The organism is Desulfuromonas sp. AOP6 (assembly GCF_009731355.2).
Classification (GTDB): Bacteria; Desulfobacterota; Desulfuromonadia; order Desulfuromonadales; family SZUA-540; genus SZUA-540.
Genome location: NZ_AP022810.1, coordinates 1,365,766 through 1,390,611, shown reverse-complemented (window position 1 = coordinate 1,390,611; position 24,846 = coordinate 1,365,766). Strand labels below are relative to the sequence as shown.

20 protein-coding genes are annotated in these 24,846 nt (G+C 53.9%); all 20 read right to left on the bottom strand.

Going from position 1 to position 24,846, the window contains the following annotated elements; genetic code table 11:
* Positions 1 to 37 precede the first annotated feature (37 nt).
* Positions 38 to 1,633 (bottom strand): oligosaccharide flippase family protein, encoded by a 1,596-nt coding sequence (locus AOP6_RS06495; RefSeq protein WP_155875839.1) that lies wholly within the window; start codon positions 1,631 to 1,633, stop codon positions 38 to 40.
* A 10-nt stretch (positions 1,634 to 1,643) separates the two neighbouring features.
* Entirely contained in the window at positions 1,644 to 2,756 is a 1,113-nt protein-coding gene (locus AOP6_RS06490) for a glycosyltransferase (RefSeq protein WP_155875837.1), read from the bottom strand.
* A gap of 2 nt (positions 2,757 to 2,758) precedes the next feature.
* Positions 2,759 to 3,901, bottom strand: coding sequence for a glycosyltransferase family 2 protein (locus AOP6_RS06485; protein ID WP_155875835.1), 1,143 nt, complete (start codon positions 3,899 to 3,901; stop codon positions 2,759 to 2,761).
* Between the two features lie 28 nt (positions 3,902 to 3,929).
* The gene (locus AOP6_RS06480) at positions 3,930 to 4,580 is read right to left on the bottom strand and encodes an exosortase C-terminal domain/associated protein EpsI (RefSeq protein WP_155875833.1); all 651 of its coding nucleotides are present in this window, start codon (positions 4,578 to 4,580) and stop codon (positions 3,930 to 3,932) included.
* 1 nt (position 4,581) lies between these two features.
* Entirely contained in the window at positions 4,582 to 5,439 is an 858-nt protein-coding gene (gene xrtA / locus AOP6_RS06475) for an exosortase A (protein WP_155875831.1), read from the bottom strand.
* Between the two features lie 4 nt (positions 5,440 to 5,443).
* Positions 5,444 to 6,649 (bottom strand): class I SAM-dependent methyltransferase, encoded by a 1,206-nt coding sequence (locus AOP6_RS06470; protein ID WP_213194801.1) that lies wholly within the window; start codon positions 6,647 to 6,649, stop codon positions 5,444 to 5,446.
* The gene (locus tag AOP6_RS06465; protein WP_155875827.1) at positions 6,646 to 7,521 is read right to left on the bottom strand and encodes a glycosyltransferase; all 876 of its coding nucleotides are present in this window, start codon (positions 7,519 to 7,521) and stop codon (positions 6,646 to 6,648) included. The genes AOP6_RS06470 and AOP6_RS06465 overlap by 4 nt, the downstream gene beginning before the upstream one ends.
* Before the next feature lie 27 nt (positions 7,522 to 7,548).
* Positions 7,549 to 11,823 (bottom strand): DUF1349 domain-containing protein, encoded by a 4,275-nt coding sequence (locus AOP6_RS06460; protein ID WP_155875826.1) that lies wholly within the window; start codon positions 11,821 to 11,823, stop codon positions 7,549 to 7,551.
* A gap of 26 nt (positions 11,824 to 11,849) precedes the next feature.
* Positions 11,850 to 12,488 carry a PIG-L deacetylase family protein gene (locus AOP6_RS06455; protein WP_213194800.1) on the bottom strand — a complete coding sequence of 213 codons (639 nt, stop codon included), beginning with the start codon at positions 12,486 to 12,488 and terminating at the stop codon, positions 11,850 to 11,852.
* 38 nt (positions 12,489 to 12,526) lie between these two features.
* Positions 12,527 to 13,321, bottom strand: coding sequence for a sugar phosphate nucleotidyltransferase (locus tag AOP6_RS06450; protein WP_155875822.1), 795 nt, complete (start codon positions 13,319 to 13,321; stop codon positions 12,527 to 12,529).
* Between the two features lie 33 nt (positions 13,322 to 13,354).
* The gene (locus AOP6_RS06445) at positions 13,355 to 14,593 is read right to left on the bottom strand and encodes a class I SAM-dependent methyltransferase (protein ID WP_155875820.1); all 1,239 of its coding nucleotides are present in this window, start codon (positions 14,591 to 14,593) and stop codon (positions 13,355 to 13,357) included.
* A 30-nt stretch (positions 14,594 to 14,623) separates the two neighbouring features.
* Positions 14,624 to 15,730, bottom strand: a complete 1,107-nt coding sequence (locus AOP6_RS06440) for a class I SAM-dependent methyltransferase (protein ID WP_225897369.1) — start codon at positions 15,728 to 15,730, stop codon at positions 14,624 to 14,626.
* An 88-nt stretch (positions 15,731 to 15,818) separates the two neighbouring features.
* On the bottom strand, positions 15,819 to 16,871 hold the full coding sequence (locus AOP6_RS06435; protein WP_155875816.1) for an SDR family oxidoreductase: 1,053 nt from the start codon (positions 16,869 to 16,871) through the stop codon (positions 15,819 to 15,821).
* A 74-nt stretch (positions 16,872 to 16,945) separates the two neighbouring features.
* On the bottom strand, positions 16,946 to 17,827 hold the full coding sequence (locus tag AOP6_RS06430; protein ID WP_155875814.1) for an XrtA system polysaccharide deacetylase: 882 nt from the start codon (positions 17,825 to 17,827) through the stop codon (positions 16,946 to 16,948).
* Between the two features lie 8 nt (positions 17,828 to 17,835).
* Positions 17,836 to 18,927, bottom strand: a complete 1,092-nt coding sequence (locus tag AOP6_RS06425; RefSeq protein ID WP_155875812.1) for an XrtA/PEP-CTERM system-associated ATPase — start codon at positions 18,925 to 18,927, stop codon at positions 17,836 to 17,838.
* 24 nt (positions 18,928 to 18,951) lie between these two features.
* Positions 18,952 to 20,190 (bottom strand): TIGR03016 family PEP-CTERM system-associated outer membrane protein, encoded by a 1,239-nt coding sequence (locus AOP6_RS06420; RefSeq protein WP_213194799.1) that lies wholly within the window; start codon positions 20,188 to 20,190, stop codon positions 18,952 to 18,954.
* A gap of 10 nt (positions 20,191 to 20,200) precedes the next feature.
* The gene (locus AOP6_RS06415; RefSeq protein ID WP_155875808.1) at positions 20,201 to 21,037 is read right to left on the bottom strand and encodes a polysaccharide biosynthesis tyrosine autokinase; all 837 of its coding nucleotides are present in this window, start codon (positions 21,035 to 21,037) and stop codon (positions 20,201 to 20,203) included.
* Positions 21,038 to 21,097: 60 nt separating this feature from the next.
* Positions 21,098 to 22,600, bottom strand: a complete 1,503-nt coding sequence (locus tag AOP6_RS06410) for an XrtA system polysaccharide chain length determinant (RefSeq protein WP_155875806.1) — start codon at positions 22,598 to 22,600, stop codon at positions 21,098 to 21,100.
* Positions 22,601 to 22,666: 66 nt separating this feature from the next.
* Positions 22,667 to 23,470, bottom strand: a complete 804-nt coding sequence (locus AOP6_RS06405) for a polysaccharide biosynthesis/export family protein (protein ID WP_155875804.1) — start codon at positions 23,468 to 23,470, stop codon at positions 22,667 to 22,669.
* A 5-nt stretch (positions 23,471 to 23,475) separates the two neighbouring features.
* Positions 23,476 to 24,837, bottom strand: coding sequence for a TIGR03013 family XrtA/PEP-CTERM system glycosyltransferase (locus AOP6_RS06400; protein ID WP_155875802.1), 1,362 nt, complete (start codon positions 24,835 to 24,837; stop codon positions 23,476 to 23,478).
* Positions 24,838 to 24,846: the final 9 nt, after the last annotated feature.

The window sequence follows — 24,846 nt, the reverse complement described above, 5'->3', positions numbered from 1 at the left end:
AAACACACCTTATTTTATGGAAGCTAATGGACAGGCCTCACCCTCCTGCAAACGCTCGAAGCGGGTGACACAACACCTGCCATCTGAAAAGTCGACGCGGAACAATCCCCATGAAAATCAGAATCGGCAGAAAAGAAAAAGCCAGGAACAGTTTAATCGTCCCTTCGACCACGAGTGGGATATTGTCGGTCACATACAGCAAAAGCTTGCCATCCTTGATAGCGTCGAGGTGCATGGCAGTCATCATGCTAGCGACACTGGGTTTGAGGGTTTGGTTCAGCCATGGAGCTAAACCGAAGGAATCGACGGAGACGGGCCCAACTAGAATGTAAATAGTGGCTGCCGCCAGCGTCATCTGGGCAATTTTGCCCCACTGGAAAGGGATCGGGTAATAGCCGACAGACATATAATGGGCCATGACACATTGACACAAAGCCACCAGGCATGAAGCCAACACAGCGCCCAAAATGCCGTACCGGGGTATCAGTAAAAAATTGAACGCTATGCTAAGAGTTGCCGTCACTCCCTGAATCACGGAAATATTAAAGGTCTTCTTGGCATAGATCAGACCGAAACTGACCTGCTGGTAGGCGGCGTTGAGTATCCGCGAAACGACAGCCAACGACACGATGCCGCCACCCACCCAGAATTCCGGTGGAGTCATTACTCTCAACAGCAAAGGGATTTCGAGTGAAAGAATAAGGCCGAAAAAAAGCAGTAGGGCCAACTGAAGGCTGAACATTCGGGCCATGGTCTCGGGCCCCTCAGGGGCGTCGCAGATCTCGTAGCGTTTGACGTTCCATATTTTGGAAAAGGGTTCGACGATCAACACCCCCAGCAGAGTCGCGAACTTGAACAGCATCTCGAAGGCGCCAAGCTGTGCCAGGCCAAGGTAGGTTCTTAGAATCACGCGGTCGGCATTGCCCCTGACGAACATGGCAACGTACCCAGGCAACAGCGGCAGGCTGAATCGGAGAATCTTATGGATGACCTTTCTGTCGAAACCGAAACCGACGTGATACAGGGCATAACCATGCATAACCACGGTGGTTGCTATGCCGGTAAGCAGGGAGGCATACAGATATCCCAACACTCCCATTTCAAGAGAGACGATCAGGTAGATATTGAGAGACAATCCAAGTACTAGGCGCCCTAGTGACAGAAAAGAGATCAGGAAGGGTTTCTGCCGCAGCAGGATATAGGCTTCCGGTGCTTTGGCACTCATCTCGCAAATGAAAGCCAGCGCGGCGATAACCAGGTAGTAACCGTATTCCCGACTGCCCAGGGCAAGCCAGGCGACGGATTCATGAAATATCAGCACCGGAGAGGACACCAGTAGCACCATGGCCAGCATAAGGGCCATGGTGGTCGATACCAGGGTCTTGCGCTCCTGCTCGGTTTTTTGCTCGAAATAGAAGCGCCCCATGGCGCCGGCAATGCCGTACCCCACCACCAGTGTCATCATCGACAGAACCACGTCGATCATACCGATGATGCCGTACCCCTCCCCCCTGAGATAGTGAGAGTAGACCGGAAGCATGAGGAAGCCGACAATGCGGGACAGAATGCTGGCCCCACTGTAGACCACAGCGTGTCTGAACGTATGCTGAATGTGAGAAACCGCTGCTGTCATGACCGGCCCTTCACGCTAATGATCGGTAAACACCCAGGTAGGCATTGGCCATAGCCTGACTGGAATATTTTTCACAAACACGTTTTTTCGCTCTTTGCAACCGAAGGCAACAATCTTCATCCTGCGCGACCAGTTCAAGCATGGCCTCGGCTAACAGGTCAGGCTCGGCCGCAGGAACCAGCAGTCCACAGTTTCCGTTATCCAGAACCGACGGAATGCCGCCGACGGCGGTGGCGGCGATGGGAATCCCGGCCTGCATGGCTTCGAGCAGAACCATCGGCAGCCCTTCGGTATGGGAAGATAGAACCAGTCCGCGCAGCAGCGGCAGGTAAGCGCTGGCACCAGGACGATACCCTGGCATGGCCACGTAGTCGCTCAACCCCAATTCCTTGACCAGGGCTTCAAGTCGCAGCCGCTCGCCGCCTTCGCCCAGTATCAGCAAACGGACCTGAGGCTGTTTCGAACGGCAGAGGGCAAAGGCCTGCAGCAGAACGTCAAAACCTTTTTCTGGCGAGAGTCGCCCGATAGCGCCCAAGGTCGGTCCCCGCTGGCAAAACCGAACGATCTCGGGATCCAGAGCAGGTGCTGCAACCGGCGCCTCTGACAGCCCGTTATTGATGATCTGCACCTTGCCTGCCCGTCGGCCCTGCAAGCGGGGATGCGCGAGCATCCCTTCGTTGACTACAACGACGCGATCGATGCAACGGAGGCTTAACCCATCGAGCGCTTCGTATAACGCCATGCGGCTTTGCCAGCGCCCTGTACTCGTCCAGCCGTGGACGGTGGTCACCATCGGCAACCGGCGCAGCTGTCGTGGCAGCAGTCCAAACAGAATGTTTCCCTTGTAGCCGTGGGAATGCAGCACGTTAAACCTCTTTTCGCGGGCAAACCGCATAATCTGCATCGCTCCCAAAAGGTTGGGGCCCGGGCGCATCCTGAATATCTCCATCGGCAGACCCCGCTTGCGGGCTTCAACCTCCAGAGGTTTTTCCTCTACGGTCGGCTCACCAATACTTGCCAGCACCGGCGCAAGCCCTTGCCGAACCTGTTCGGCCATCAGCCCCAGAAGCATGATCTCGGCACCGTAAAGACCGCCGGAATCTATGACGTGAAGTATTTTCACCCCTACCCTTTCCTCGGTGTCCAGACTATCTGTTTCTTGCCGAGCAGGAACTTGCCGAAGGCGTGCGCGGCAGCAAGGTTCAGGAGCACAAAGTATCGCCCAAAGGCCAACAGTCTGTACCACTTACTGTAATTGCCCAAGTAAGGAATGGCCGCGGCGCCGGCATACCCGGCAGACTGAAAAAAGAAGAACACCTGATAAAACAGGCCGTCCTCTAGCAGTAACAGGTTGCTGAGCCAGGCGGCGGCAAGAAAGACAAAGCAGAGATAGCGCAGTACCTTGTGGGACCAGAGCTGCCAGGCAAAGAGTGGATTTACTGAAAAACCGAGCAGGGTTCGCATGTCGTACAGCGCCCAAAAGGCCCGCAGTGAGACCCGCACCCGCATCCGGTATTCGTCAGCCGTCGCCTTGAGGGTAGATTCTCGCAACAGAGCCCGGGAGTCGTAGACCACCCGGAAGCCTTGCTCAACGACCTTGAGGGGCTGCACGAAGTCAGGCAGCTGATCCGGGTTCAGTGACCGGTACAAGTCCTTGCGCATGGCGTCGATGCCACCATCGACACCGACCACCGAGCCGAGCCGCGTCTCCAGCTCACGCAGGCGGTTCTCGTACCTCATATAAGACGAGCAACCGTCCCCCACGGTGGACCCGTCAGGGCTGACGTAGATCATCTTCCCGGTTACGTAGCCGACCTCGGGATCAGCAAAATTTTGGACAAGGAAGCCGAGAGCGTCGGGCGCATAGAGGGAGTTGGCATCGGAAAAAACGAGGATGTCGCCGGCAGCCTGCGGCACGGCAAGGTTGAGCGCGGCGGTTTTCCCGGCCCGGGGTGTTTGTCGCAACAGCCGTACGCCTCTGTCGGCATATGTTTGCACGATGGAATCCGTCGCATCGGTCGATTCATCCGAAACGACAACTATCTCCAGCAACTCTTGGGGGTAATCGAGGGCGAGCTTGTTTTCAATCGTCGCGGCGATGGCTTCTTCTTCGTTGAAAGCGGCAATCAGGATGGAAACTTTGGGTCGAATTGGCTGCCGCAGGACAGGGCGAAGCCAGAACAGCCCAAGCAGCCACGCCGTCAGTGGATAACCGACGTAGACATAAAAGACGACCATCAGGGAAATCCAGAAAATCAACGCTGTCATCTTCCCTCCACAAAATGAAACCAGCTTTCTACCCTTCTACCGGCCAGTACTCCGGCAGGAGGTTGAGAACTTCTCGGGCAAAATTTTCCAGCTTCAGCCGAGTTGAGGCCACCTCATCGCCTGTGGTGAAGGCCGATACCTGCACGTAGGCGCCATCGTTGCGATTGTGCAGAATGCGCCCGACAAAACGCTGGATGTTCTGCTGAAACCCGTTGGCCAGGACTTTGGTTCCGTCGGACTGGTACCAGTGCAGCAGGACATTGTTCACTCCATCCTTGTGGGCCACGACGTAATTCAGGGTGACGCCCTCGGGCCGATAACTCGTCGGCACCTGGATGGCACTACTCTCGACAATCGCCCAACCGGCACCAGGCAGACAGGCATAGGGGTTGTGCCCGGTGCGTCCCCCTTTGGCGGTGCCGTAATAACCGATATACAGGTCGACCTGGCCGTTCGTACCCAGATAGTGCCGGTAGACATGCAGGTCAGCATTCAACTCACGATAGACCGAGTCGGGAAAGCGGTTATCTCTCCCCAGATACCCGGCCAGGTCTTTGGGCAAAGTCTCCAGACGGGTCTGCAATACGGCCGGCTTGCCGCGCTGCCCCTGCCATATAGTGAGGCCAAGGGTAAGCAGCAAGAGAAACAGAGCAAAAAAGAAGGCCTTATTGTTTATCATTCTATCTCGCCTTGTTGTCGGATCGCTCCGCGGGGGCAGCCGCCTTGATCCGATTAATCAGTGAAAATTCAATGAATAGAACGATCAGACCAAAGGCGAACACCGCCATCCCGGAAAAATCGTGCATGAATCCCCGCGCCACCTGATCCCCCCAGAAATGGGCCAGGACACCGGTTCCACTGACCCGCACAATGTTGGCCAGCATGGCAATGGGAATTGCGGAAAGAACCAACGCGAACTTTCGCCACCAACCGGGAGTTGCCATATAAGCAAAGATGACACTGAGCATGACCATCGACATGATCGAGCGAATGCCGCTGCAGGCTTCGGCCACTTCAAGCTGCGTATTCACAAAATAGAGCATGTTGCCCTCCCGGTAGACGGGGATGGAGCAGAAAGAGATGACGCCGGCTGAGATCTTGGTCGCGATCATCTGCAAGGGAAAAGAGATCATTCCCAGCAAAGTGACTGGAACAGGAATCATGAAAAAGAGAAACCCGAGAGGAAAGGCCAGACGCCTGACCATGGCGCCGCCAAGACAGCACCAGATGAGCCCGATCAGGGAGGCAACCAGCATGATGCGGGCGGTGACAACGATCCCCCCGACCAGACTGACCAGGTAGAGCAGCAGGCTGATCAGCAGGACAACACCACCGGTCACTGAAGGAGTGAGAGGTATCCTGGTCAATTCCTCCCTCATGCCCCAGGCGAAATAAAGGGAGATGAAGGGAACCAGAAGGGCATGGGAATTATCCGAGTGGCTGAGCCAGGCTTCGACCATAGGGGGCAGCACGGGCCAGAAGACCAGGGTCCAGGCAAACAATAAAATGAAGATTTTCCACTGCGGCCCTTGCTTCAACAGGTTATTCCTCCCAGTTCCATTGACCGTTCCTCAAGGTAAATATCTGAGGGTTCAAGCCATATCCTTGCAGTTGCAAAGCAATTTCCCGGCAGTAAATGGGATTCATGACAATAACGTGCTTTGGTGGATCGTCACGCAACGACGCAGGTGACACAATCGGCAACCCGCTTGCCGGCATAAACGTGCCTGACTTGTGAGGATTGATGTCGACTACGGCGGCGATGGCTCCAGGCACTTCTACCGCCGTGAGAAAGCCCACGGCTTTGGAACCGGAGCCCCAAAGTACGACTTTTTCATGACTCTGCCGCCAGTCCATCAAACGAGCCTTCCATCTCTCGCGCTGGTCGAAACAGTGGTCGGCTAAATTTTTTACAGCGGCCAGATGCAAAGTGAGCTGGTCTGTCTCGGTTTTTTGGACCGTGCCCGGCAAAGGGTCAGGCAAGGCGCTAAGGGCCAAATATTGTCCATCGTAAACGGACTTGACGGCAGAAACCGAAAAGCCGGCCTCCGCAAAGAGCTGACAGAGGCTGACCGAACAGAAATAGGAACAATGCTCATAGTAGAAATCTTCAAAGGCTCCTTCAGCGATAATCTTTCCGGCATCCGGTACCAGAATGAACACGACCGTCTCGTTGCGCTCGCCGATGGCTTGGCGCAGCATGTGAACAAAGTCCCTGGGGTTGGAAATATGCTCCAGGGTCATCTTGCAACAGATAAAATCGGCCGGCACGGAGGCATATTTTTCCGAATACAGGTCTGCAATGAATTGCAGCGTTCCGTCGGCCGGCATATCAACCCGGCCGGGGCGAAAAGCCGGATCAAAGCCAATACCCTGGTTGCCTCCCAGTTCACAGAGCAGAGCCAGAAACTCACCCTTGCCACAGCCGATTTCCAGGATCTGTTTGTGCCGCAGGTCGTAGCGTTCGATCAGATCCAGGGCAAGTTGGCGGTGGAATCGGCCAAAGGTGGGGGAATATCCCTGGGTTTCTTCATAGCGTTCTGAATATTCGATCAGACCTGAATCGAAGCTGGCATTCCACACGAACCCGCAGGAAGGACAGCAGGCCAAATCCAGAATGCCACAGGGGAATTCAAGGGCCTCCTGGCGGCTGGGAATCAGCAGACAGCTGTTGGCCGGCGTACTACCAACCTGGTAAAACACCTGACCGTTTTTTCCATGGCAACAGGGGCAGGCAGAAATGTTCATCGAACCCCTCCCAGGGTGGTCTTGAATTCGGTCACCACCTGATGGCGATCCCACCACAGTCGCTTGCTCACCAGTCGTGCGCATTGTATCTGCTGCGTCAAAGGCAGATCCGCCTGTCGAATGCAGCGCAGATACTCCCAGCCATGGCGCAGGGTCGGCACCAAAAACCGGCCTTTCTGCTTAGGATTGAACCAGGCCGCCACAGCCCCCGCCGTACGGTTGGCTCGCAAAGAGGCACCAGGATGGTCACGGCGGAACATAAGCGGTTCGGGGATTTCGTGAAATTCTCCCAGAAGGGCAAGGTGGGCGAGCAGAACCTGGTCGGAGGCATTGTAGCTACCGATCAGACTGGTGCGGGCCAAGGCTTTTCTGCGTATAAGCCCCAGCAGCGGATTGCACTTTTTCGCCTGTCGAAACAGATAACGCGCCAGGCGTTCCACAGGATTGGCGTTATTCAGGTGCAGCCCATCGGGATAGACATTGATGACGCCACCATGTTCGTTCATCAATTGAGTTTGGGGGTAGCACAGTACAACTTCCGTATATTGATCCAGCACATCCAGACAACGCTGAAGATATGATGGAGCGATGGCATCGTCATGAGCGCACCATTTGAAATAATCCCCTTCCGACAGGGCGAAAACCCGATTGTAGTTCCACGCAGCACCCCGATTTTCCTTCTGTTGCTCTAAACGGATGCGGGCATCTCTGGCAGCATAGCGCTTGCAGATATCCAGGGTGCCGTCCTTCGAACCGTTGTCGGAGATGATCAGCTCGAAATCGGCGAAAGTCTGCGCCAGAATCGAATCGATCGCTTCCGCGATGTATTTTTCGCCGTTGAATACCGGCATGCCGATGCTGATTCGTGGCATATCGCGTCCTTCTCCGTTACAGGATTGTCAATCGAATACGGGCACTACCGTCACGTTGCCAAAGGTGACATCAACAAAATGGGCTACCAGCAGGAAAGAACCGGCTTGCGTGTCCCCCGACCCTTCCTGATACACCAGAGTCCAGTCCTCGGGTTCAGACTGAGAGGCTGGCCAGACCTTAAACTTGTACTCGGTGACTGGGCCGGGCAGAGTCCGGGCTCGCAACTTGAAGACGTGGGGAACCCCCAAAGGGAGTTGCAGGCCCGTGGGATCGACAATCTGGTAGGAAAAATCATAAAGTCGCAAACCCGGGTTAGTCAGATACCAGCGATACATGCCGAACACCCCGAGAGGCCACCAGCGCTCCGCAGGTTGTTTGCCGTCCGGCGTGTGGCCAATCCAACGCACAATAAGACCAACGGCCGGAGGGTTGGAGCCCACATACTGGGTCGAATGGACGGTAATGGGCACGGTCACCTCATAGTTCTGCCAGGCCAGATCGCCGATGGCGATCAGACGGTCGTAACCGACCTGGGTGGTACGCACGCCATCGGCCTGAACCATCCAACGCCCGTCAACTACCTGCGCCACGTTTTCGATATCAGATACTTGTGTCCAATCGATGGCATAGGGCAAGGGCCACTCGTTTGCTCCCACCAGATTGACCTGAACCTGGCGCTGGCTTTGATAGCCGGCGGAATCGACCGCCCGGATTTGCACGGTATTGGCGCCAAGTTGCAGCGAAGAGATGGCCAGCTCAATATTGAAGTCCCCCTCGCCGACCAGGCGCAAGCCGTCAGGCCCGACGGTAAGGGGCAGTTCCGCGCCACCGTTGAGGGAATAGGTCAGCGAAACGATATCGGTAGTGCCGGTGACGCTTCCCAGTATATTGACCATCGGTTGCGGCGTACCGACCTGGCCGAAAGTCTGCTCATCACCGTACCAGACGTCTATCACGGGCGCCCAACCACTCGAAGCGGGCGTTTGAAGGCTCTGGATGGCAGAAGAACTCTGATTTCCGCTGCCATCGCTGGAGCTGGCTCGGAAATAGTAATTGGTTTCCGCTTGCAGACCAGATACCTGAACGCTATGTGCCGTGGTCAGGTCGAAGTGGCCCAGGCTGTCCATTTCCAGAGAGCTGGTGAGCCCATATTCCACCTGCCCCGTGGCCGGCTCATCCGTAAACCAGGAAACCTCGAACCCATTGGGGCTGACCGTGTAGCCGAGTTGCTGAATCAGAGGCGGCAGGGAGTCAACTATGGTGTCCCCGTCTTCAGGCACCACCGGCGCGGCCCGATTGAAGAAATAATCGATGATGGCGGTATAGGCCGGAGCGCTGTTGGTGGTGCTGTAGTTGTTGACGAAAGGACCGACGGCCTGAACAGTCAAGACGTGGCTGAAACTTCCCGCCGTCAGCCAGGTGATGCCGTCGTAGGAATAAGATTCCGTCCACTGTGAACCGGCTCGGGTCACTCGCAGGTACAGAGGAGACCCGGCTGCTATAACCTTGTTGATGCGAGTGCTCATGGTCCCAGCTGAGCAACTGGCGGCGAAGATGCGGGTGGCGGTGCCGTCGTGGTAAATATCGAATCTCAGCCAGTTGTCGGTGTCCTGTTCGATAAACAGTCCCTGCCCCTGGTAACGTAGTTGGGGCTGGCTTTCAAACTTCGCTTCCAGTTCGAAATCGGTGTCGTTGGCCGTTTGCAGCAGACGCGGGGCTGTATTGACGGTCCAAGGATCGTGAGACGCGCCGGCTGGTATGGAAAACAACAGTTGAGCACTTCCGCTTCCAGAACCTTCGATAGCCACGGTGGCATCCTGGAGAGGATCGACAAGGATCCAGAGGGACGGGTTGAGGTTCGGCTGATTGAAGTCATCGGAAATGATTCCAGACGGGTCTGCTCCCGGCAGCAAAGTGGTGAATGTCTGGACACTGGACTGCGTTTCACCGGCCATATTGGCCGAGATCACTCGATAGAAGTATTGCATCCCGCTTGTCAGGCCGGTTAGGTGCAGACTATGGTTGGTGACCAGGGATAGATCGCTGACGCTGGCACCGAGTTCGCTTGTTTCGCCGTACTCGAGGGTGCTGCTGGCAGGGGAATCGGTCACCCAGCTGATCGTCGCCTCGGTCTCACCCGGGTTGACCTCAATGGCGCTTATCTGGGGTGGCTGCGTCTGCGCTTGAAAAATGGCATCAACTGCTTTGGCGCCATCCATGACCAGGGTCGTCGGGTTGGCATTACCTGTAAGGGCGCCGCCCCAGCCGTAAAAATACCAGCCGGAATCGGCACTAGCCGTAAGTTCCACCTGGGTGCCAGAAACATAGCTGCCGTCTGGCGGATTCAGACTCACCTGTCCACCGCCGACAACTTTAATGTCAAGGGGATACAATGTCGGTTCGGCATCACCGTCTTCAGGCACAATCGGGCTGGCGGCGCTGAAAACATAGTCGACCAGGGCCGTATGCGCCGGCGCATCGCCAGATGTCGCAAAATTGCCGGCGAAAGGCCCCATAGAGGTCACGGTCAGGCTATGGCTGAAACTGCCGGCCGTTACCCAATTGATGCCATCCTGCGAATAGTCTTCCGTCCACAGATCGCCACTGCGTGTCACCCGCAAATACATGGGGGCGTCGGTCAGCGTAATGCCCTTGTTAATCTTGGTACTCATCTTCCCATTGGTCTTGCTGGCGGCAAAAATCAAGGTTTTGCTGCCATCACTAAAGAAATCAAAGCGCAGCCAAGTGTTGTCATCCTGTTGAACCATGAGACCCTGGCCCTGATACTTACTGGTCACCGGCGAGTCAAATTTAAGTTCGACTATGAAATCGGTATTATTGACGTCCTGAAGCAGGCGTGGCGCAGTATCCACCACCCAGGGATCATGGCTGGGGCCCGCTGGCACGGAAAAGCTAAGCCGGGCATCGGCGCTGCCACTGCCGACCAGAGCCACAGTGGCGTCCCCCAAGGGATCGTACAGACGCCAAAGGGCGTTAAGAAGCGGTTGGCTGAAATCATCTGAGACCAGTCCCAATGGGTCTTCGACGATTTCACTGGTAGTAAAAACCTGGTCACCGCTGTTGGCCGAAAGACCGGCCCCGTCAACGGCGGTTACCTTGTAATGATAAGTACTGGAAGAGCTGAGCCCGCTAAGAGTAAGCTGATGGGTCGTATCAGACTGGGCCAAATCCTGAGTCAGGCCGTAATCGGCTGTATGGCCGTAGTCAATCCGGCAGGTTGTGGGTTCACTTGTCTCCCAGGACAGCACAGCGTTATTGCTTCCTGCAACGACACTGACAGGTCCGATAATCGGCGGCGAAGTATCCGCGAGGAAGTTGGCCTGAACGAAGAGATTATTATCCATGACCAGGGAAGCCGGATTCACCAAACCGGTGAGATCCCCGCTCCATCCGCTGAAATACCAGCCGGCATCGGCACTGGCCATAAGTTCCACCTGAGTACCGGAAGCATAGTTGCCGTCGGGAGGATCGAGACTCACCTGGCCACCACCGATAACCATAACGTCGAGGAAGTACAATGTCGGTTCAGCACCACCATCTTCAGGTACAATCGGGCTGGCGACGTTGAAAACATAGTCCACCAGGGCCGTATGGGCAGGGGCATCGCCAGAGGTCGCAAAATTGCCAACAAAAGGCCCAACCGCAGCCACAGTCAAGGTGTGGCTGAAGGTGATGGCCGTGGTCCAATTGATGCCATCGTAGGAATAGGATTGTGTCCAGGTATTGAGATTGCGGGCTACCCGCATGTAAAGGGGGGCCCCAGAAGTTATGGCCTTGTCGACTTTGACACTCATGCCCGAAATTGTTTTGGCTGCAGCAAAAATACGTGTTCCCGAACCATTGCTGTAAAAATCAAACCGCAACCAGCTATTCGTATCCTGCTTTACCAACACCCCTTGCCCCTGATATTTTTTCGCTACCGGAGAGTCGAATTTGACCTCGATGACAAAATCGGTATTGGCGACGGTCTGCAGCAAATGAGGAGCGCTGTTGGCGGTCCAGGCATCGTGGGACAGGCCGGCCGGGACACTGAACTGCAATCGCGCATCGGTTGTGCCGGCCCCGCTCAGACTGACAGTCGCATCTCCTATCGGGTCGACAAGTTGCCATAAATTGCCATTGAGGGAACTGGCGTTAAAGTCGTCGGAAACCAAGGACCAGGCTGGCGCGGACTGAACCAAAACCAGAAAGAGGATAAGCAGAAACACCGGGCGCCGCCAAAATGCCGACAGGGTGACAGCAAATCTTTGTCCCAATTGAGTCACGTGTCTCTTTTTCATATACGCACCTCTTTCTGAAGCACTTGCTAAAGAATCACCTTGCGACCGTAGAACCCTTCCGCGTAACAGGAGGGGGCATTGGATTCAAGACCGCGCAACCGCAATAGGGACCAGAAGGTCTTTTCCTCAAACCAGGAGCGATTTCTCTGTGAAGGAAAAGATTCCAGTAGAAACTCTATCTTTTGCTGACAAACAGCGTCGTCCAGCGGAACAAAAACATTTGGCGCCCCCAGGTCAGCGTCATATTTGGGAATTTCATATTCAAGAATGAGGTGGTTCCGAAAGGTGTTCCAGGTAAGCTCCGCAATACTTCGATGATCCTGGTGTAAATCCCGTCGACTGTGCGTGAAAATAATATCGGGCGAAAACTCCTGTTTCAGGTATTCGAAACACTCCTTGATCCGGTCGCCGACATAAGGGAAGAAACCGTCCCTGAAATCTTTGATCTCAATGTGACTGGAAGCTGCCTTCCGCAGAAAGCGACGGGCACTTTCACGGCCCTCGACAGCCCTCTCAGCGCTACCACTGAACACCAGCCAGTAGACCTGACAGCCGCTATGTTCCTGAAGCATTCGCAGCAGTGTTCCACCGCAGCCGATTTCGATATCATCGCAGTGGGCTCCGAGACACAGTATTTTCAGCGGCTCGTTTTCTTTTTTATTCAACGTTACAGTGAGCATATCCCTACCTGAGGTTTCAGCGCTTAACAGCCACGACTCCCACCATTGCACCACACCTGCCAGGGTGCCTCCCCTCTGGCATATATTTCATCCAGATTCTGTTTTTCCTTGAAGGTATCCATGCAGGCCCAAAACCCTCTGTGGACATAAGAAATCAGCTGCTTTTCCTGGATCAATCGCTCGAAAGGCTCAAGCACAAGCTCCTCTCCCTCATGGAGATAACGGAAAATATCCTGTTTAAAAATGAAGAACCCTCCGTTCATCATAAAGCCACTGTCACGAATCGAATAAATACGCTCCACGGTCTGATCGCTGCCCAGATTGACCAAGTGAAAACTGTAGGTTGGCAGTACGGAAAGGAAGGAGCCGATTTTGTCGTTCTGAATAAAATGTTCAATGAAGTCGGGAAGATGGACGTCGGTCAGTCCATCGCTGTAATTGGCAAAGAACATCTCTTCGCCCGCGAGGTGTTTTTCCACTGCTTTCAGGCGCTGGCCGATATTAGAATGCAAGCCGGTATCGACAAAGGTAATGCGCCAGTCACGCAGGTCGCTGTTAAACAGTTCAACGGTCTTGCACCCTTCGCTCAGCACAAAATCGTTTGAAATGGCTTCGTTATAGTTAAGAAAATAGTTTTTGATGGCGTCAGCACCGTGTCCGAGACAAAGAATGAAGTCCCGATGCCCGAAATGGGCGTAATATTTCATCAGGTGCCAGATGATCGGCCTGTACCCTATGGGAACCAACGGCTTGGGAATCGCTTCCGAATAGTCCCTTAGCCGAGTCCCCAACCCCCCGCAGAACAAAACCACCTTCATGAGAGTCTCTCCTGTTGGCTCATTTTTCCCGGATCAGATTAAAGTCGCCTCGGGAATGGGTATGACAAAACGTCCGCCCCAGCTTCTAATGCCTGCCATTTGCTGCACAATCTCATCCTTGAAATTCCAGGGGAGAATCAGCACGTAATCTGGCTTGGTTTCCCATATTTTTTCGGGAGTAAAAATAGGGATGTGCGTTCCCGGCAGAAACTTCCCCTGTTTGTACGGGTTACGATCCACTGTATAATCCAGAAAATCGGTACGGATGCCGCAGTAATTGAGCAGCGTGTTGCCTTTGCCCGGCGCCCCGTAACCTACTACGACTTTTCCGTCACGTTTGGCTGTAATGAGAAAATCCAGGAGCTTTCGCTTGGTTTCCTTCACCTTTTCGGAAAAAGCCTGATAGGTGGCTATCTGCGGGATGCCAAAATCAGTTTCACGCTTACGCAGGTCATCAACAGCCTGGGAAACCGGCCGACTGTGGTCTTCGGCGTGACGGGCAAAGATGCGCAAGGACCCGCCATGGGTAGTGAGTTCCTCGACGTCGAAGAGGGTCAGACCGTGGGCTGCCAGGATTTTTTCGACGGTTATCAGGGAAAAATAGGAAAAGTGTTCATGGTAGATGGTGTCGAACTGACTCTCCTCGATCAACCTCACCAGATGGGGAAACTCAAGTGTTATTACCCCGCCGGGTTTTAAAAGCGTTTTGAGCCCACGGACAAAGTCATTGAGGTCCGGCACCTGGGCCAGCACGTTGTTCCCTATCAGCAGGTCGGCTTTTTGGCCTTCGGCCGCCAGATCGCGGGCGGTTGCCTCACCAAAAAACAGGGTGCGGGTGGGAATCCCTTTTTCAAGAGCGACCGCCGCAACATTTCTGGCCGGTTCGACACCAAGAACCGGCACCCCATGAGGCAGGAAATATTGCAGAAGATAGCCGTCGTTGCTGGCCACTTCGACCACTTGCGAGGAAGATCCCAGCGCAAAACGCTGAAGGACCATCTCGACATAGGCTTCGGCGTGTTTGAGCCAATCCGTCGCGTAGGAGGAGAAGTAGGCGTATTCAGTAAAAATATCCTCGGCGCTGACATATTGTTCGAGCTGCACCAGAAAACAGTTTGAACAGACGTACACGTGCAGCGGATAAAAAGGCTCCATTCTGTTGCGCTGTTCGGGGGCAATGTAGCTTTCGCACAGAGGCGACATCCCCAGATCGACGAAGGTGTGTTCGAGGGGTTCCTGGCAAAACCTGCAATGAGTGGCTGCGTTCAACATGACATCTCCTTATGGTCCGCCTGGCAGCGGTTAAACACAGAGAACCTCGGGAGTTAGACCCAGGTCGACTAACATGGCCTGAATTTCGCCCCTGTAGGCCGGATTAAGGACAATAACGGTCTGCGGTGCATATTTTTTGAGAAATTGAGGCGAGGCAATCTGCTGGCCCGTGCCGGCGATATAGCGCCCCTGCTTGCCGGGGTTGATATCGACCACGTAGTCAATTTCTGACCCAACGCCCAACATATTCAGAAAACTGACGCCTTTTGCACCCCCCCCCCAAAGGACAACCCGTTGGTTATTGGATGCAGCCGCCTGCAAAACCTCTCGCCAGCGAGCGACCATGCTTTTGAAATGGTTCTCAAAGCTGTCCACAGCACTGGCAAGCTCTGCGATTTCGCTTGCATGATCGAAATTCCAGCGGGGTTGCCCCTGCCCCACTCGGGCTTCAAGGCTGGCAAATTGGCCCGAAAAAGATTCCCTTCCCTGAATCACCTGAAAGCCGGCCTGCTCGAACAATCTCGCCAAAGATCCGAGGCTGAAATAGGCATAATGTTCATAGATGATGTCCCACACCGAATGCTGGTTCAGAATCAGACCTACGTTGGGAACCTCGCAATAAAGCAGCGTTTGACCAGGATCGGCAATAATCTGCCGCAGCATTCCCAAGAACCCCAGGGGGTTGGGGATATGTTCGAGTACATAGCGACTGCATATCAGGTCAGCCTGATAGCTGGCATAGTCGGGGCCATAGAAATCCTTTACAAAACTGATTTGACTGTGAATCTCCGCTGGCAGGGTGCGCTCCTCGTAGCTCTGATCAAATCCGATCCCACGGTTTTGCCCAAGTCGACAGAGCAGCATCAGAAAATCCCCTTTTCCACAACCGATTTCGATCACGGTTTTATTGCGGATTCCGTAACGCTCCACCAGGTTCAGGACTGTTGCTTCAGCATACTCCTGGTAAACAGGGGAGAAGTGCAGCGAATTGTCATAAGCCTGGCTATATTGCAAACGATCCGGTTCAAAACGGTTATTGCAGATGAAGCCGCAATCGGGACAGAAAGCCAACTTCAAATCCCCTTTTGGGCAGGCCAACGCCTCCTCGCGATTCTCCCAAAGGACGCCGATCAGCATGGGTTGTTGTTCCAGGTTGAAAAATACCCGGCTAGCCGTGCCTTGGCACAGGGGACAGGGTGGATCGACTGTCTTTGTTTTCTGGTTCTCAGGCATAAGCCACCCAGCGCAGATCTTCGTTCAGGTACCCTTTTTCCAACAAATAGTTGAGGTGGTTGAGGCGCATCATGCGTGAACTGCGAAAATCCAGATCATTGAACCTGCAAGACTGAAGTGATTGCTGCACTTCCTGGATGGAATCGGCCAGGGTGTAGACTGGCTGATGTTCAGGAGCGAGTTGCCTGAAGAGATCGAAGTTGACCCGATAGGATCGTTTGTCAGGAGGCGCGGCCGGGTTGACCTCAACACTTACGCCCGGGATTAGATTGGCCACCAGGTCAGCGACCTCCCGAACCTGGTAATTCCGATCCTCGCTACCCACGTTGACGGCGAGGAAGGGTCCGCCCAGAGTCGAGGGTCTGGTCACGGCCCACTCGATGGCCCGAGCCATGTCCTTGGTATTGATCAGGGGACGCCAGGGTGTGCCGTCGCTGAGAATACTGATTTTTTTGCTGGTGACGGCACAGGCAACAAAATCGTTGAGAACCAGATCCAGCCGTAGACGGTCGCTCATTCCGCAGGCCGTGGAAAACCGCAAACTGGTCACGATGAAATCCTCGTCGGCCAGTGGCTCTAAATCCCGCTCCGTCATGACCTTCGAGCGCGCATAAGGCGTCAGAGGGTTTAAAGCGTCACTTTCCTTGCGCGGGTTATCGTGCCCGGCTCCATACATGCTACAACTTGAAGCGAAAATGAACCTTTTCACCCCCATCGCCTTCGCTTGTCTGGCAAGGGCGACGCTGGCCTGATGGTTTATGGCATATGTAACGTCCTCAAACTTGTTGCTCATCGGGTCATTGGAAATCGCGGCCAAATGAACGATTGTATCCACGCTTTGAAGTAGCTCTGAAGGCAAAGAACGGACGTCGGCAAAGATCTGGCGATCCAATCGACATTCGGGCAAAAGATCGCACCCCATAGTGCAGTTGGCGAAAAAGCCCAAATCCACGCCAAGCAAACAGGCAGAGGGGAAAACCCTGCGCAAATGACCTACCACGGCTGGTCCGACATAGCCCATATTGCCTGTAATTAAAATACGCATACCCTTTCACTCCCTCGCTTTAGCCTGAAAATAGAAGACAGCGGCCATGTCATGCGAAACGCAGGATTGAACTGTTAACAGTCATGACGCCCGAGATATTCACTGCAGGTAACAAACTGCTGGCTTTTGCATGTATTTAAAAAGGCCTGCACCTTGGCCTTCGTCCTGCTCAGGTTGACATAATGGCGGAAACGAAACAGGGCAGAGACATCCTTCACCCGTGGCTGTCCCGGATCGAGTTCCCAGGGGTGCAGATAGAACATATACCCCTTATCCCGTTGCAGAAGAGAGCGGATGCCGAGATGAAACAGGGGAAAAGGCACCAGCCGGAAATAACCGCCCCCACCGAGGGGAATCTGACGTCCCCACAGCTCAAGGTTGCTGATAGGAATCTCGTAAAAATCGTCGGTCATGCGGTATGCCAGTCCTTCTCGGGAGCTGTGCGTCAGTGGGATATGCCCGTAGCGACTGTTGAACTGAAAAGAATTGAAGCTCGAATCGTAGAGATAGCCGCATTCCCGTATGGTCTCAAGAACCTGGGGGCTGATAGAAAAACTCGGAGCCCGGTAGCCGAAGACCGGTGTACCGATAATATCTTCCAGTATCTTCTTGCTCATGCAGAGGTCTTCGGCCAGATCACATTTTTCCTGTCCATGACACAGCGCATGTCCGTAACCATGGGAGGCGACTTCATGCCCCCTCTGTTGAATCTCGCGAACCAGGGCAGGAAGGCGCTCGGCAATCCATCCCAAGACAAAAAAGGTGGCACGCACCGTCGAATCGTGGCCGGCATCAAGAGCATCAAGCAGATCAAGCAACTGGTGGGTGTTTCGCTCAACACGCAGCTCGCAGTCGGGCCAACAGGTCGAGGGGATGGCCCCCTTGAAATTTTCCACCTGAAACCAGTCTTCGACATCGACGGTGAACAGGATGTATTCCCTTCCGGTATTGGGCATTGACCTATCTAGCTCCAGCCAAGTGAGCGGTTAAAAAGTTTTTTTTTACCTGAACGCAGCTCTTCGTCATGGGACGCTGTGAGGCTCAGCGTTTCAGCAATGGTTTTGACATCGGCCATCTGGGCGGAAAGTGCCTCCAGTTGGCTCGAAAGCCGGGTGAACTCTTCCCTTTGCTTGGCCATCAGGACCTTCAGAATATTTTCGTGCATGCTGATACGTTCATGGAGATTCTCTTTCTGATAGAGCAATGAGTCTTCATCGACGACCTCAACCTCTTCGAGCGCTTCGGATTCTCCCAAAATGTCCAGGTCATCGACTACTTCCCGAACCATATCCAGAGTAACGTCGCGAACCTGGTCGGCGAAGGCAGCCAACAAAATAAAATCACAGAGGACATTGATCAGACGGGGAATTCCGTTGCTGAACCGGTAGATCAGGTCCATGGCACCGGCTTCGAAAGTAACGGCCTCACGATTGCCGGCCTTTTCCATCCGATACAACATGTAATCTTCGGTTTCTTCGCGCCGCAGCGGCCGCAGATGACAGCCAATATTGATGCGCTGCTTGAGCTGTCGCAGTTCGGGTCTGGCGATGAGAGTTTTCAATTCGGGCTGACCGGCCAGGACAATCTGCAGGAGCTTGGTGTTTTCCGCCTCCAGGTTGGAGAGCAGACGGATTTCTTCCAGTGTATCCAGGGACAGATTCTGGGCTTCGTCGATGATGAGAATCGGCTTGCCGTGGTTCGCGTATTCCTCAATGAGATAGCTGTTAAGCTCCCTCAGCAGGGCGACCTTGTCCTTGCCTTCGGGATTGAGACCGAATTCTTCGTTGACCATGGCGATCAACTGCAGAGAGTCGACGCGGGTGTTGAAAACCATGGCCAGGGATGTGTGGCCTGAGAACCGGCTGATGATGTCTTTAAGAATGGTCGTTTTGCCCGAGCCCACTTCGCCTGTCAGCAGAATGAAACCGGCCCCTTCTTTAAGGCCGTACTCGAGATAGCTCAAGGCCTTGCGATGAGGGTCGCTGGGATAGAGAAATTGCGGATTGGGCACAATTTCAAAAGGTTTAAGGGTAAAGCCGAAAAACTCGTTATACATTGAGAACCCCTTCGTTCAAGCGGGTTAGAATTTGAACGACCCTTCTACAAAGACGATCTGATTGACATAATCACTGAAATCAAAGTTGGAGTTTTCCTCACGATAGCGATAGCCAAGGCTTGTCGAAAACCGCCTTGTCGCATATTCAATGACCGGCCCGAAACCATAGCGATGAACACGCTCCTGTTCAGGTGCGAATTCCAGATAGTCGTAATCTCCCTTCAACAGTAAAATTGTATTGCGCACCAGCGGTAGCCCGAGGATGACACTTCCACCAACGACATCGTCCTGACGATCGATTGTCTTGTAGCTGTCCCGGGCAACGCGTCCTTCAAGGTCCAACAGAACCGCCCCTTTTCGCGAGGCGTAAATTTTGGCGCCCTTGCGGTCATAGAGGCCTTCGGTGACTGAAACGATGACTTCTCGGGAGTAACTGGCGCCGATCCCCCAAAAAGAGGAGATCGTATAATCGATGCTGGCTTCCCAGATATTTGTTTTCTCTTCCTCCCTATCGTCATAGTCGATCCGCGACTGCCCGCCGTGACCACGCAAAGTCAGGCGGGGAGACAGGCGATATTCCAGGCCGGCCCAACCATCCTGCCGAGAGAAATCTTCGGTGATCCTCGCTTTGTGGTCGCGATATTCATAATAAAGAAGGAGTGTGAAGCGTGAAGAGAGATCTTTTCTGATATCCGCGTAACCGGCATGGGCTTCGGAATCATCAGCTTCGACTGCCTGGTAGGACAGTTTTTCAAACCGGTAGCCGATAACCGCCAACAGACCCGACAGCGCCCGGTACTGGTAACGAGGATTCGCCAGAAAGCGGTTCAGGTTGGTCCGGTTGACGAACAGGCTTTCTTCGACAACGGGGTCACGCTCGTCAATGGTGACCCGGCTGTAATGATCTTCAAGGGTAACGGTGAAATCGCGATCCGGCAGGATCTGTGCAGTACCCATGGCACGCTGTACATCCTTAAGACGGGTTTCGTTCTCTTCAGTAATGTCGGCATAAAAAATATAGTGGAGGCTGTAGTCGAGGCTGAGGTCGAGATAGTTGCTGTCCAGTTCAAGGGAAATACCAGGAACAGACCTGGTAATGAAATCGCTCTGCTCGTTGCTGGCCGACAGATAGATATTGTCGTTATATTCTTCCCGCAAAGTAAAATAGGGAGTGATCTCGACACGTCCCCAGGCAGTGCTGGCAAACAAGAGAGTGAGCAGGCACCCTAGGACACCAGGGCAAATAAACAACCGTTTATTCAAAGCTCCCTCCTTAATAGTAGTACGAATACCGGCCAGAGGACGGCATGATACTTGAGTCGTTATAGACGGCTCCCAGCAGATTGCTGCCTTTAAGGCTTTCCATCGCTTCCCGGATCTGTTCGGTTTTGGCAAAGCCTTCGCGGATGACATAAATCACCCCATCGATTTCGGAGCCGAGGATCTGGGCATCGGCAAAGGGCAGCGCCGGTGGCGTGTCAAAAATCACGTACCGTTCGGGATAGCGTGATTTCAATTCGCGGATCAGGTTCTTCATGCGCTCGGAGGATAGAAGTTCCAGATGGTTTTCGACGGGGGAACCCGCAGGTAAAACGACCAGCTTGCCCAGGCCGGTCTTAATCAGGGCCTGTTCGACAGGGAGGCCATCCTGCAGACAGTTGACCAGGCCGACTTCGGGTTGAAGGCCAAGGTAACGGTGAATAGAGGGTCGGCGCAGATCGGCGTCAACCAGGAGGACCGTGTGGTCGTACTCCTGGGCCAGTGCCAAGGCCAAATTAAGGGTTGTAATGCTTTTCCCTTCACTGCCAACGGTGCTGGTGATCAGCAGCGTATTGAGAAAAGATCCCTTCTTCGTGAGTTTACGCACCAGTGAACGAAGTTTTTTATATTCTTCCGAGACAGGATCGTTGTTGCGCTGCGCCATGGGCAGAAAAGGACAATTGACCTGCAGCGGTTCAACGTCCTGCAGAGCCACCGAGGAAGGCCTGCCTTGCCGATCATTCATAAATGCGGCAGCTGGCAGGGGAGACTCAGCTGAGGAGGGACTCTTACTGTCTGCTCCCTGCCTCAAACGGGTCGCTTTTTCGATCGCCTTTTCAATTCGGCTCATATTTCCTGCCTCCCTTTGGGGATTACGGCTTCGTGCCAGGGATGCCGTAGAAAATGTCGCTTAGCGCAGCAGAGCTTCAAACGCGAGCAATCCCAGAACCGCCGAAAAATAGACTCCGGACAGTGAATAAATCAGGGCGTCACGGCGCTTCGCCTCACGCAGTTGTTCCGTATCGACTATGGTCGGGATAACGGCCAGCACTTCCACCCCCAACTCGCGGATCTGCGCCACTTCCACGACCGTGGGATTCAAGCGATCGAGCAGCAGAATGAGCCCTACCCCGCTGCCCAAACCAGCAGCAATAGCCAGGAGAATCATGCGGACCATATTGGGCGACTCAGGTGCCTTCGGCAGCTGGGCCGGGTCAACGATACGGAAGGTCGAGGCTTTATTGCTGATTTCCATCTGCTTGGACACTTCCGACTGGCCCATGCGCGTCAGCAGCTGGTCGTAGGTCTGGCGATAGGAATCGCGTTCCTGCTCCAGCGCGGCGAGGACCTTGCGGTTTTCAGGAACGTCCTGCAACTGGGCCTTGCGTCCCTCCATCATCCGCAGGAGACTTTCTTTTCTGGCCTTGAGAGAACTCAGCTCCGCCTCGACGTTGAAGATGTTCTGCTGTACTTCCTGATGAACCGGATTGATAGTGGTCATTTCACCCGTCAGGGGCTGACCTTCCTGTCCGCTCTGCAAGTGGCGCTTAAGACCTTCGACTTCGGCTTTCAGGCGAATGACTTCCGGATAATTTTCCGTGTAAGTCAGCAAAAGCTGGGCGATCCGTTGCTCAAGTCCCACGATGCGATCTGTGCCCTGCTGCTCGTTGAAGATAGGGACTGACTGTTTGACGTTTTTCAATTGCTGCGCCAGTTGTCCTTTTCTGGCTTCAAGGGTCTCCATAGTCAGAGTGATATCCTCGACCTCTCTTTGATAGGCCTGGATGTCCTGCAAAATGGACTGTTCACCCACAGCCAGGAAAACGCCCTGCTGGCGACGAAAGTCGATGATGGCGTCTTCTGCTTCGTCCAGCTTCTTTTTGAAATGAACAAGCTGTTCATCAAGAAAGCGGTTGGCGCCGTAGGTCTCTTCACGTTTTTCCGATATATTTTCTTCGACATAGGTCCGCACCAGCGTGTTGACGTAATCCCTGGCGAAAACCGGATCTCCATCAACGATGGAAACAGTAAAAAGACCTTCACGGTTTCTGAAATCGATCTTCGTCCTCGCCTGCAGGCCCGCCACGTAATCCTGCAGTCTGGACTCGCTGCCGAGTTCGGCATCGAGGTCCATATCCTTGAGCACTTTGCTGATCAGGTCGCGGCTGAGCATGGCGTAGCGTAGAACGCGGATACGGTCGTCCATGCTCGGCGTGATGGCGATCCCCTCGACCAGGCTGTTGATGACATTGCTTTCAATAAAAACCGTGCTGTCTGCCTTGTATTGTTTCGGCATGAAGTAGCTGTAGACGATCACCAGGGACATCACCACCAGAGCCGTGGAAATACCCAGGTAGCGTTTTTTGTAGAGGATGCGCAGGTTGCGCATGAGTTCAGATGACGATCTTTCCATGGGGTTCCCTCTCAAAGCAGGCCAGTTATTGACCAGTCTTCAACCTGAGTTGGATGGCTTGACGGATCAGAAAAGCCCCTCGTCGACAATGACGTAATCTCCCGGTTGGAGAAATACGTTCTGACTTAGGTCCTTACCTTTCAGAAGATCCTTGACACTCACGCGGATTTTATCGCCGGTGTTGCGCAAGACCGTGATGTTGCTACGGTTGGCGTATTCATTGAATCCACCGGATTCGAGAATGGCGTCAAGAACCTTCATCTCCGCTCGATAGACGATGAACATCGGCTGCGCTACCGCCCCGACCACATAGACTTTGTTCAGCTCATTGTTGGGGATAAAAAGGATATCTTCCGCCTTGAGCTCAAGATCCTGGGAAAAATCCCCTTCCCAGAAAAGTTTGTAGAAGTCGGTTTTGACCTTCTGCCCTTGGCGCAGCAGATAAGCATGACGTAGATCGGCGTTTTCCAGTGTTCCGAAACGACAGAGAAACTTGAACAGACTTGTGCGGCCTGTCAGGTTGACCACCTCGGCTGGAACCCCGCCGCCGGAGACATAAATCCGGTTATTGGTGATTTCGGCGACGGTGAGGGTTACGATCGGCTCTTTTACCAGCCGCCTTATGGACTTGCGCAGATTTTCAGCGAGGGCCGACGGCGTCAGGCCGGATGCTTCAATATCGCCAGCGGCAGGAAGGGTGATCTTGCCGTCAGGCCTGACCGTTACCTGCACGCTGAGGTCGGGCACACCCCAGACGGACACCTGAAGCACATCGCCATCCCCGATTACGTAGTCCCCCGCCATGACGGCTGATGACAACATCAGCGACAGGGCCATAAACAGTACGCCAAGACAGAGTGAAAATTTCATCCCGACTACCTTCCTCCTCGGCCAAAAAGCACGACCTTAACGGTTTCAAGTATGATCACCAGATCGAGCAGCAGTGAATAATTTTTGATGTAAAACAGGTCGTAGCGCAATTTTTCCAGGGCATCTTCCTCGGAGGCGCCGTAAGGATATTTCACCTGGGCCCAGCCGGTGACTCCCGGTTTGACGGTATGACGCGTGGCATAATAGGGGACACGTTCATTGAGCTTGTTCACAAACTCCGGACGTTCGGGACGAGGACCGACAAAGCTCATGTCGCCGCGCAGCACGTTGAACAATTGGGGAACCTCATCCAGTCTGCTCTTGCGTAAGAAACGACCAACCCGAGTAATGCGGGGATCGTCTTCAGTCGCCCAGACTGCACCGGAGTTTTTTTCAGCGTCCTCCCTCATCGTGCGAAATTTATACAGATGAAAGGTTTTTTCGCCGACTCCGACTCTCAACTGCTTAAAGAGGACTGGCCCGGGCGAATCCAGCTTGATCATCACGGCGATTATCGGGGCAAAGGGCAGAAACAGAATAATTCCCGTCAGGGAGAGGATTACATCGAGCACCCGTTTCATGCCCCGCATAAACTGGGTCAGCTTGAAACCGCCGGAAAAAATAAACCAGCTTGGATTGATGTTTTCGACCATAAGCTTGCCGGTGACATCTTCGTAAAAGGTTACAGCATCGACGATCTCAATCCCTTTGAGTTTGCAGCGCAGAATTTCACGCACCGGAAAAACACCTCGCCGTTCGGACAGAGAAATGACGATTTTATTGACCTTGCGATCTTCAGCCGCGGCCAGCAGAGTGTCGACAGACGCAATGAGGGGATCTTTGGAGTCCGGATCGTACTCCCGGCCGGGTGACACAAATCCTTCAAAGACATAGCCGGTATTGGACATGGAGATGAGCATCTCCATCTGCTGGGCCAGGGGGCCGACACCGAAAACAAGGACTTTTTTGGATATCCCCGGCACCCTCAGCAGCAGAGGATAGCGGTTGTGCCAGAGAAACTGGATGATGCCGAAAAGGATTAAGGAAAGAATCAGGATATCTGCGCGGATGGCGATAGAGGGCTGAAAGTAATACGTTGCAGACAGAACGACAAAAGCCAGCACCAGCGAAGCAAGGACACGACCGAGGGTTTCACTGAGGCCAAACCGTTTTTCACGGCTGTACATTTCGGAAAAATAGGTAGTGAAGAGAAGGACGAGGGCGAATATCAGAACCCTCAGGATGTCCTGCTGGTAGTTGCCATCTAAAAAAGACAGGGTACCCGAACGCACCATGAGTCCACAGTGGTGCGCCATGAATGCAATCAGCAGATCGCCGCCTACCAGGATCATCAGTGTCTTTCCCATATTCCCAAC

Coding starts and splice junctions, on each gene's coding strand:
- AOP6_RS06495 (WP_155875839.1), bottom strand. CDS start 1,633: ATGACAGCAGCGGTTTCTCACATTCAGCATACGTTCAGACACGCTGTG.
- AOP6_RS06485 (WP_155875835.1), bottom strand. CDS start 3,901: ATGACAGCGTTGATTTTCTGGATTTCCCTGATGGTCGTCTTTTATGTC.
- AOP6_RS06480 (WP_155875833.1), bottom strand. CDS start 4,580: ATGATAAACAATAAGGCCTTCTTTTTTGCTCTGTTTCTCTTGCTGCTT.
- AOP6_RS06470 (WP_213194801.1), bottom strand. CDS start 6,649: ATGAACATTTCTGCCTGCCCCTGTTGCCATGGAAAAAACGGTCAGGTG.
- AOP6_RS06465 (WP_155875827.1), bottom strand. CDS start 7,521: ATGCCACGAATCAGCATCGGCATGCCGGTATTCAACGGCGAAAAATAC.
- AOP6_RS06460 (WP_155875826.1), bottom strand. CDS start 11,823: ATGAAAAAGAGACACGTGACTCAATTGGGACAAAGATTTGCTGTCACC.
- AOP6_RS06450 (WP_155875822.1), bottom strand. CDS start 13,321: ATGAAGGTGGTTTTGTTCTGCGGGGGGTTGGGGACTCGGCTAAGGGAC.
- AOP6_RS06445 (WP_155875820.1), bottom strand. CDS start 14,593: ATGTTGAACGCAGCCACTCATTGCAGGTTTTGCCAGGAACCCCTCGAA.
- AOP6_RS06440 (WP_225897369.1), bottom strand. CDS start 15,730: ATGCTGATCGGCGTCCTTTGGGAGAATCGCGAGGAGGCGTTGGCCTGC.
- AOP6_RS06435 (WP_155875816.1), bottom strand. CDS start 16,871: ATGCGTATTTTAATTACAGGCAATATGGGCTATGTCGGACCAGCCGTG.
- AOP6_RS06430 (WP_155875814.1), bottom strand. CDS start 17,827: ATGCCCAATACCGGAAGGGAATACATCCTGTTCACCGTCGATGTCGAA.
- AOP6_RS06425 (WP_155875812.1), bottom strand. CDS start 18,927: ATGTATAACGAGTTTTTCGGCTTTACCCTTAAACCTTTTGAAATTGTG.
- AOP6_RS06415 (WP_155875808.1), bottom strand. CDS start 21,037: ATGAGCCGAATTGAAAAGGCGATCGAAAAAGCGACCCGTTTGAGGCAG.
- AOP6_RS06410 (WP_155875806.1), bottom strand. CDS start 22,600: ATGGAAAGATCGTCATCTGAACTCATGCGCAACCTGCGCATCCTCTAC.
- AOP6_RS06405 (WP_155875804.1), bottom strand. CDS start 23,470: ATGAAATTTTCACTCTGTCTTGGCGTACTGTTTATGGCCCTGTCGCTG.
- AOP6_RS06400 (WP_155875802.1), bottom strand. CDS start 24,837: ATGGGAAAGACACTGATGATCCTGGTAGGCGGCGATCTGCTGATTGCA.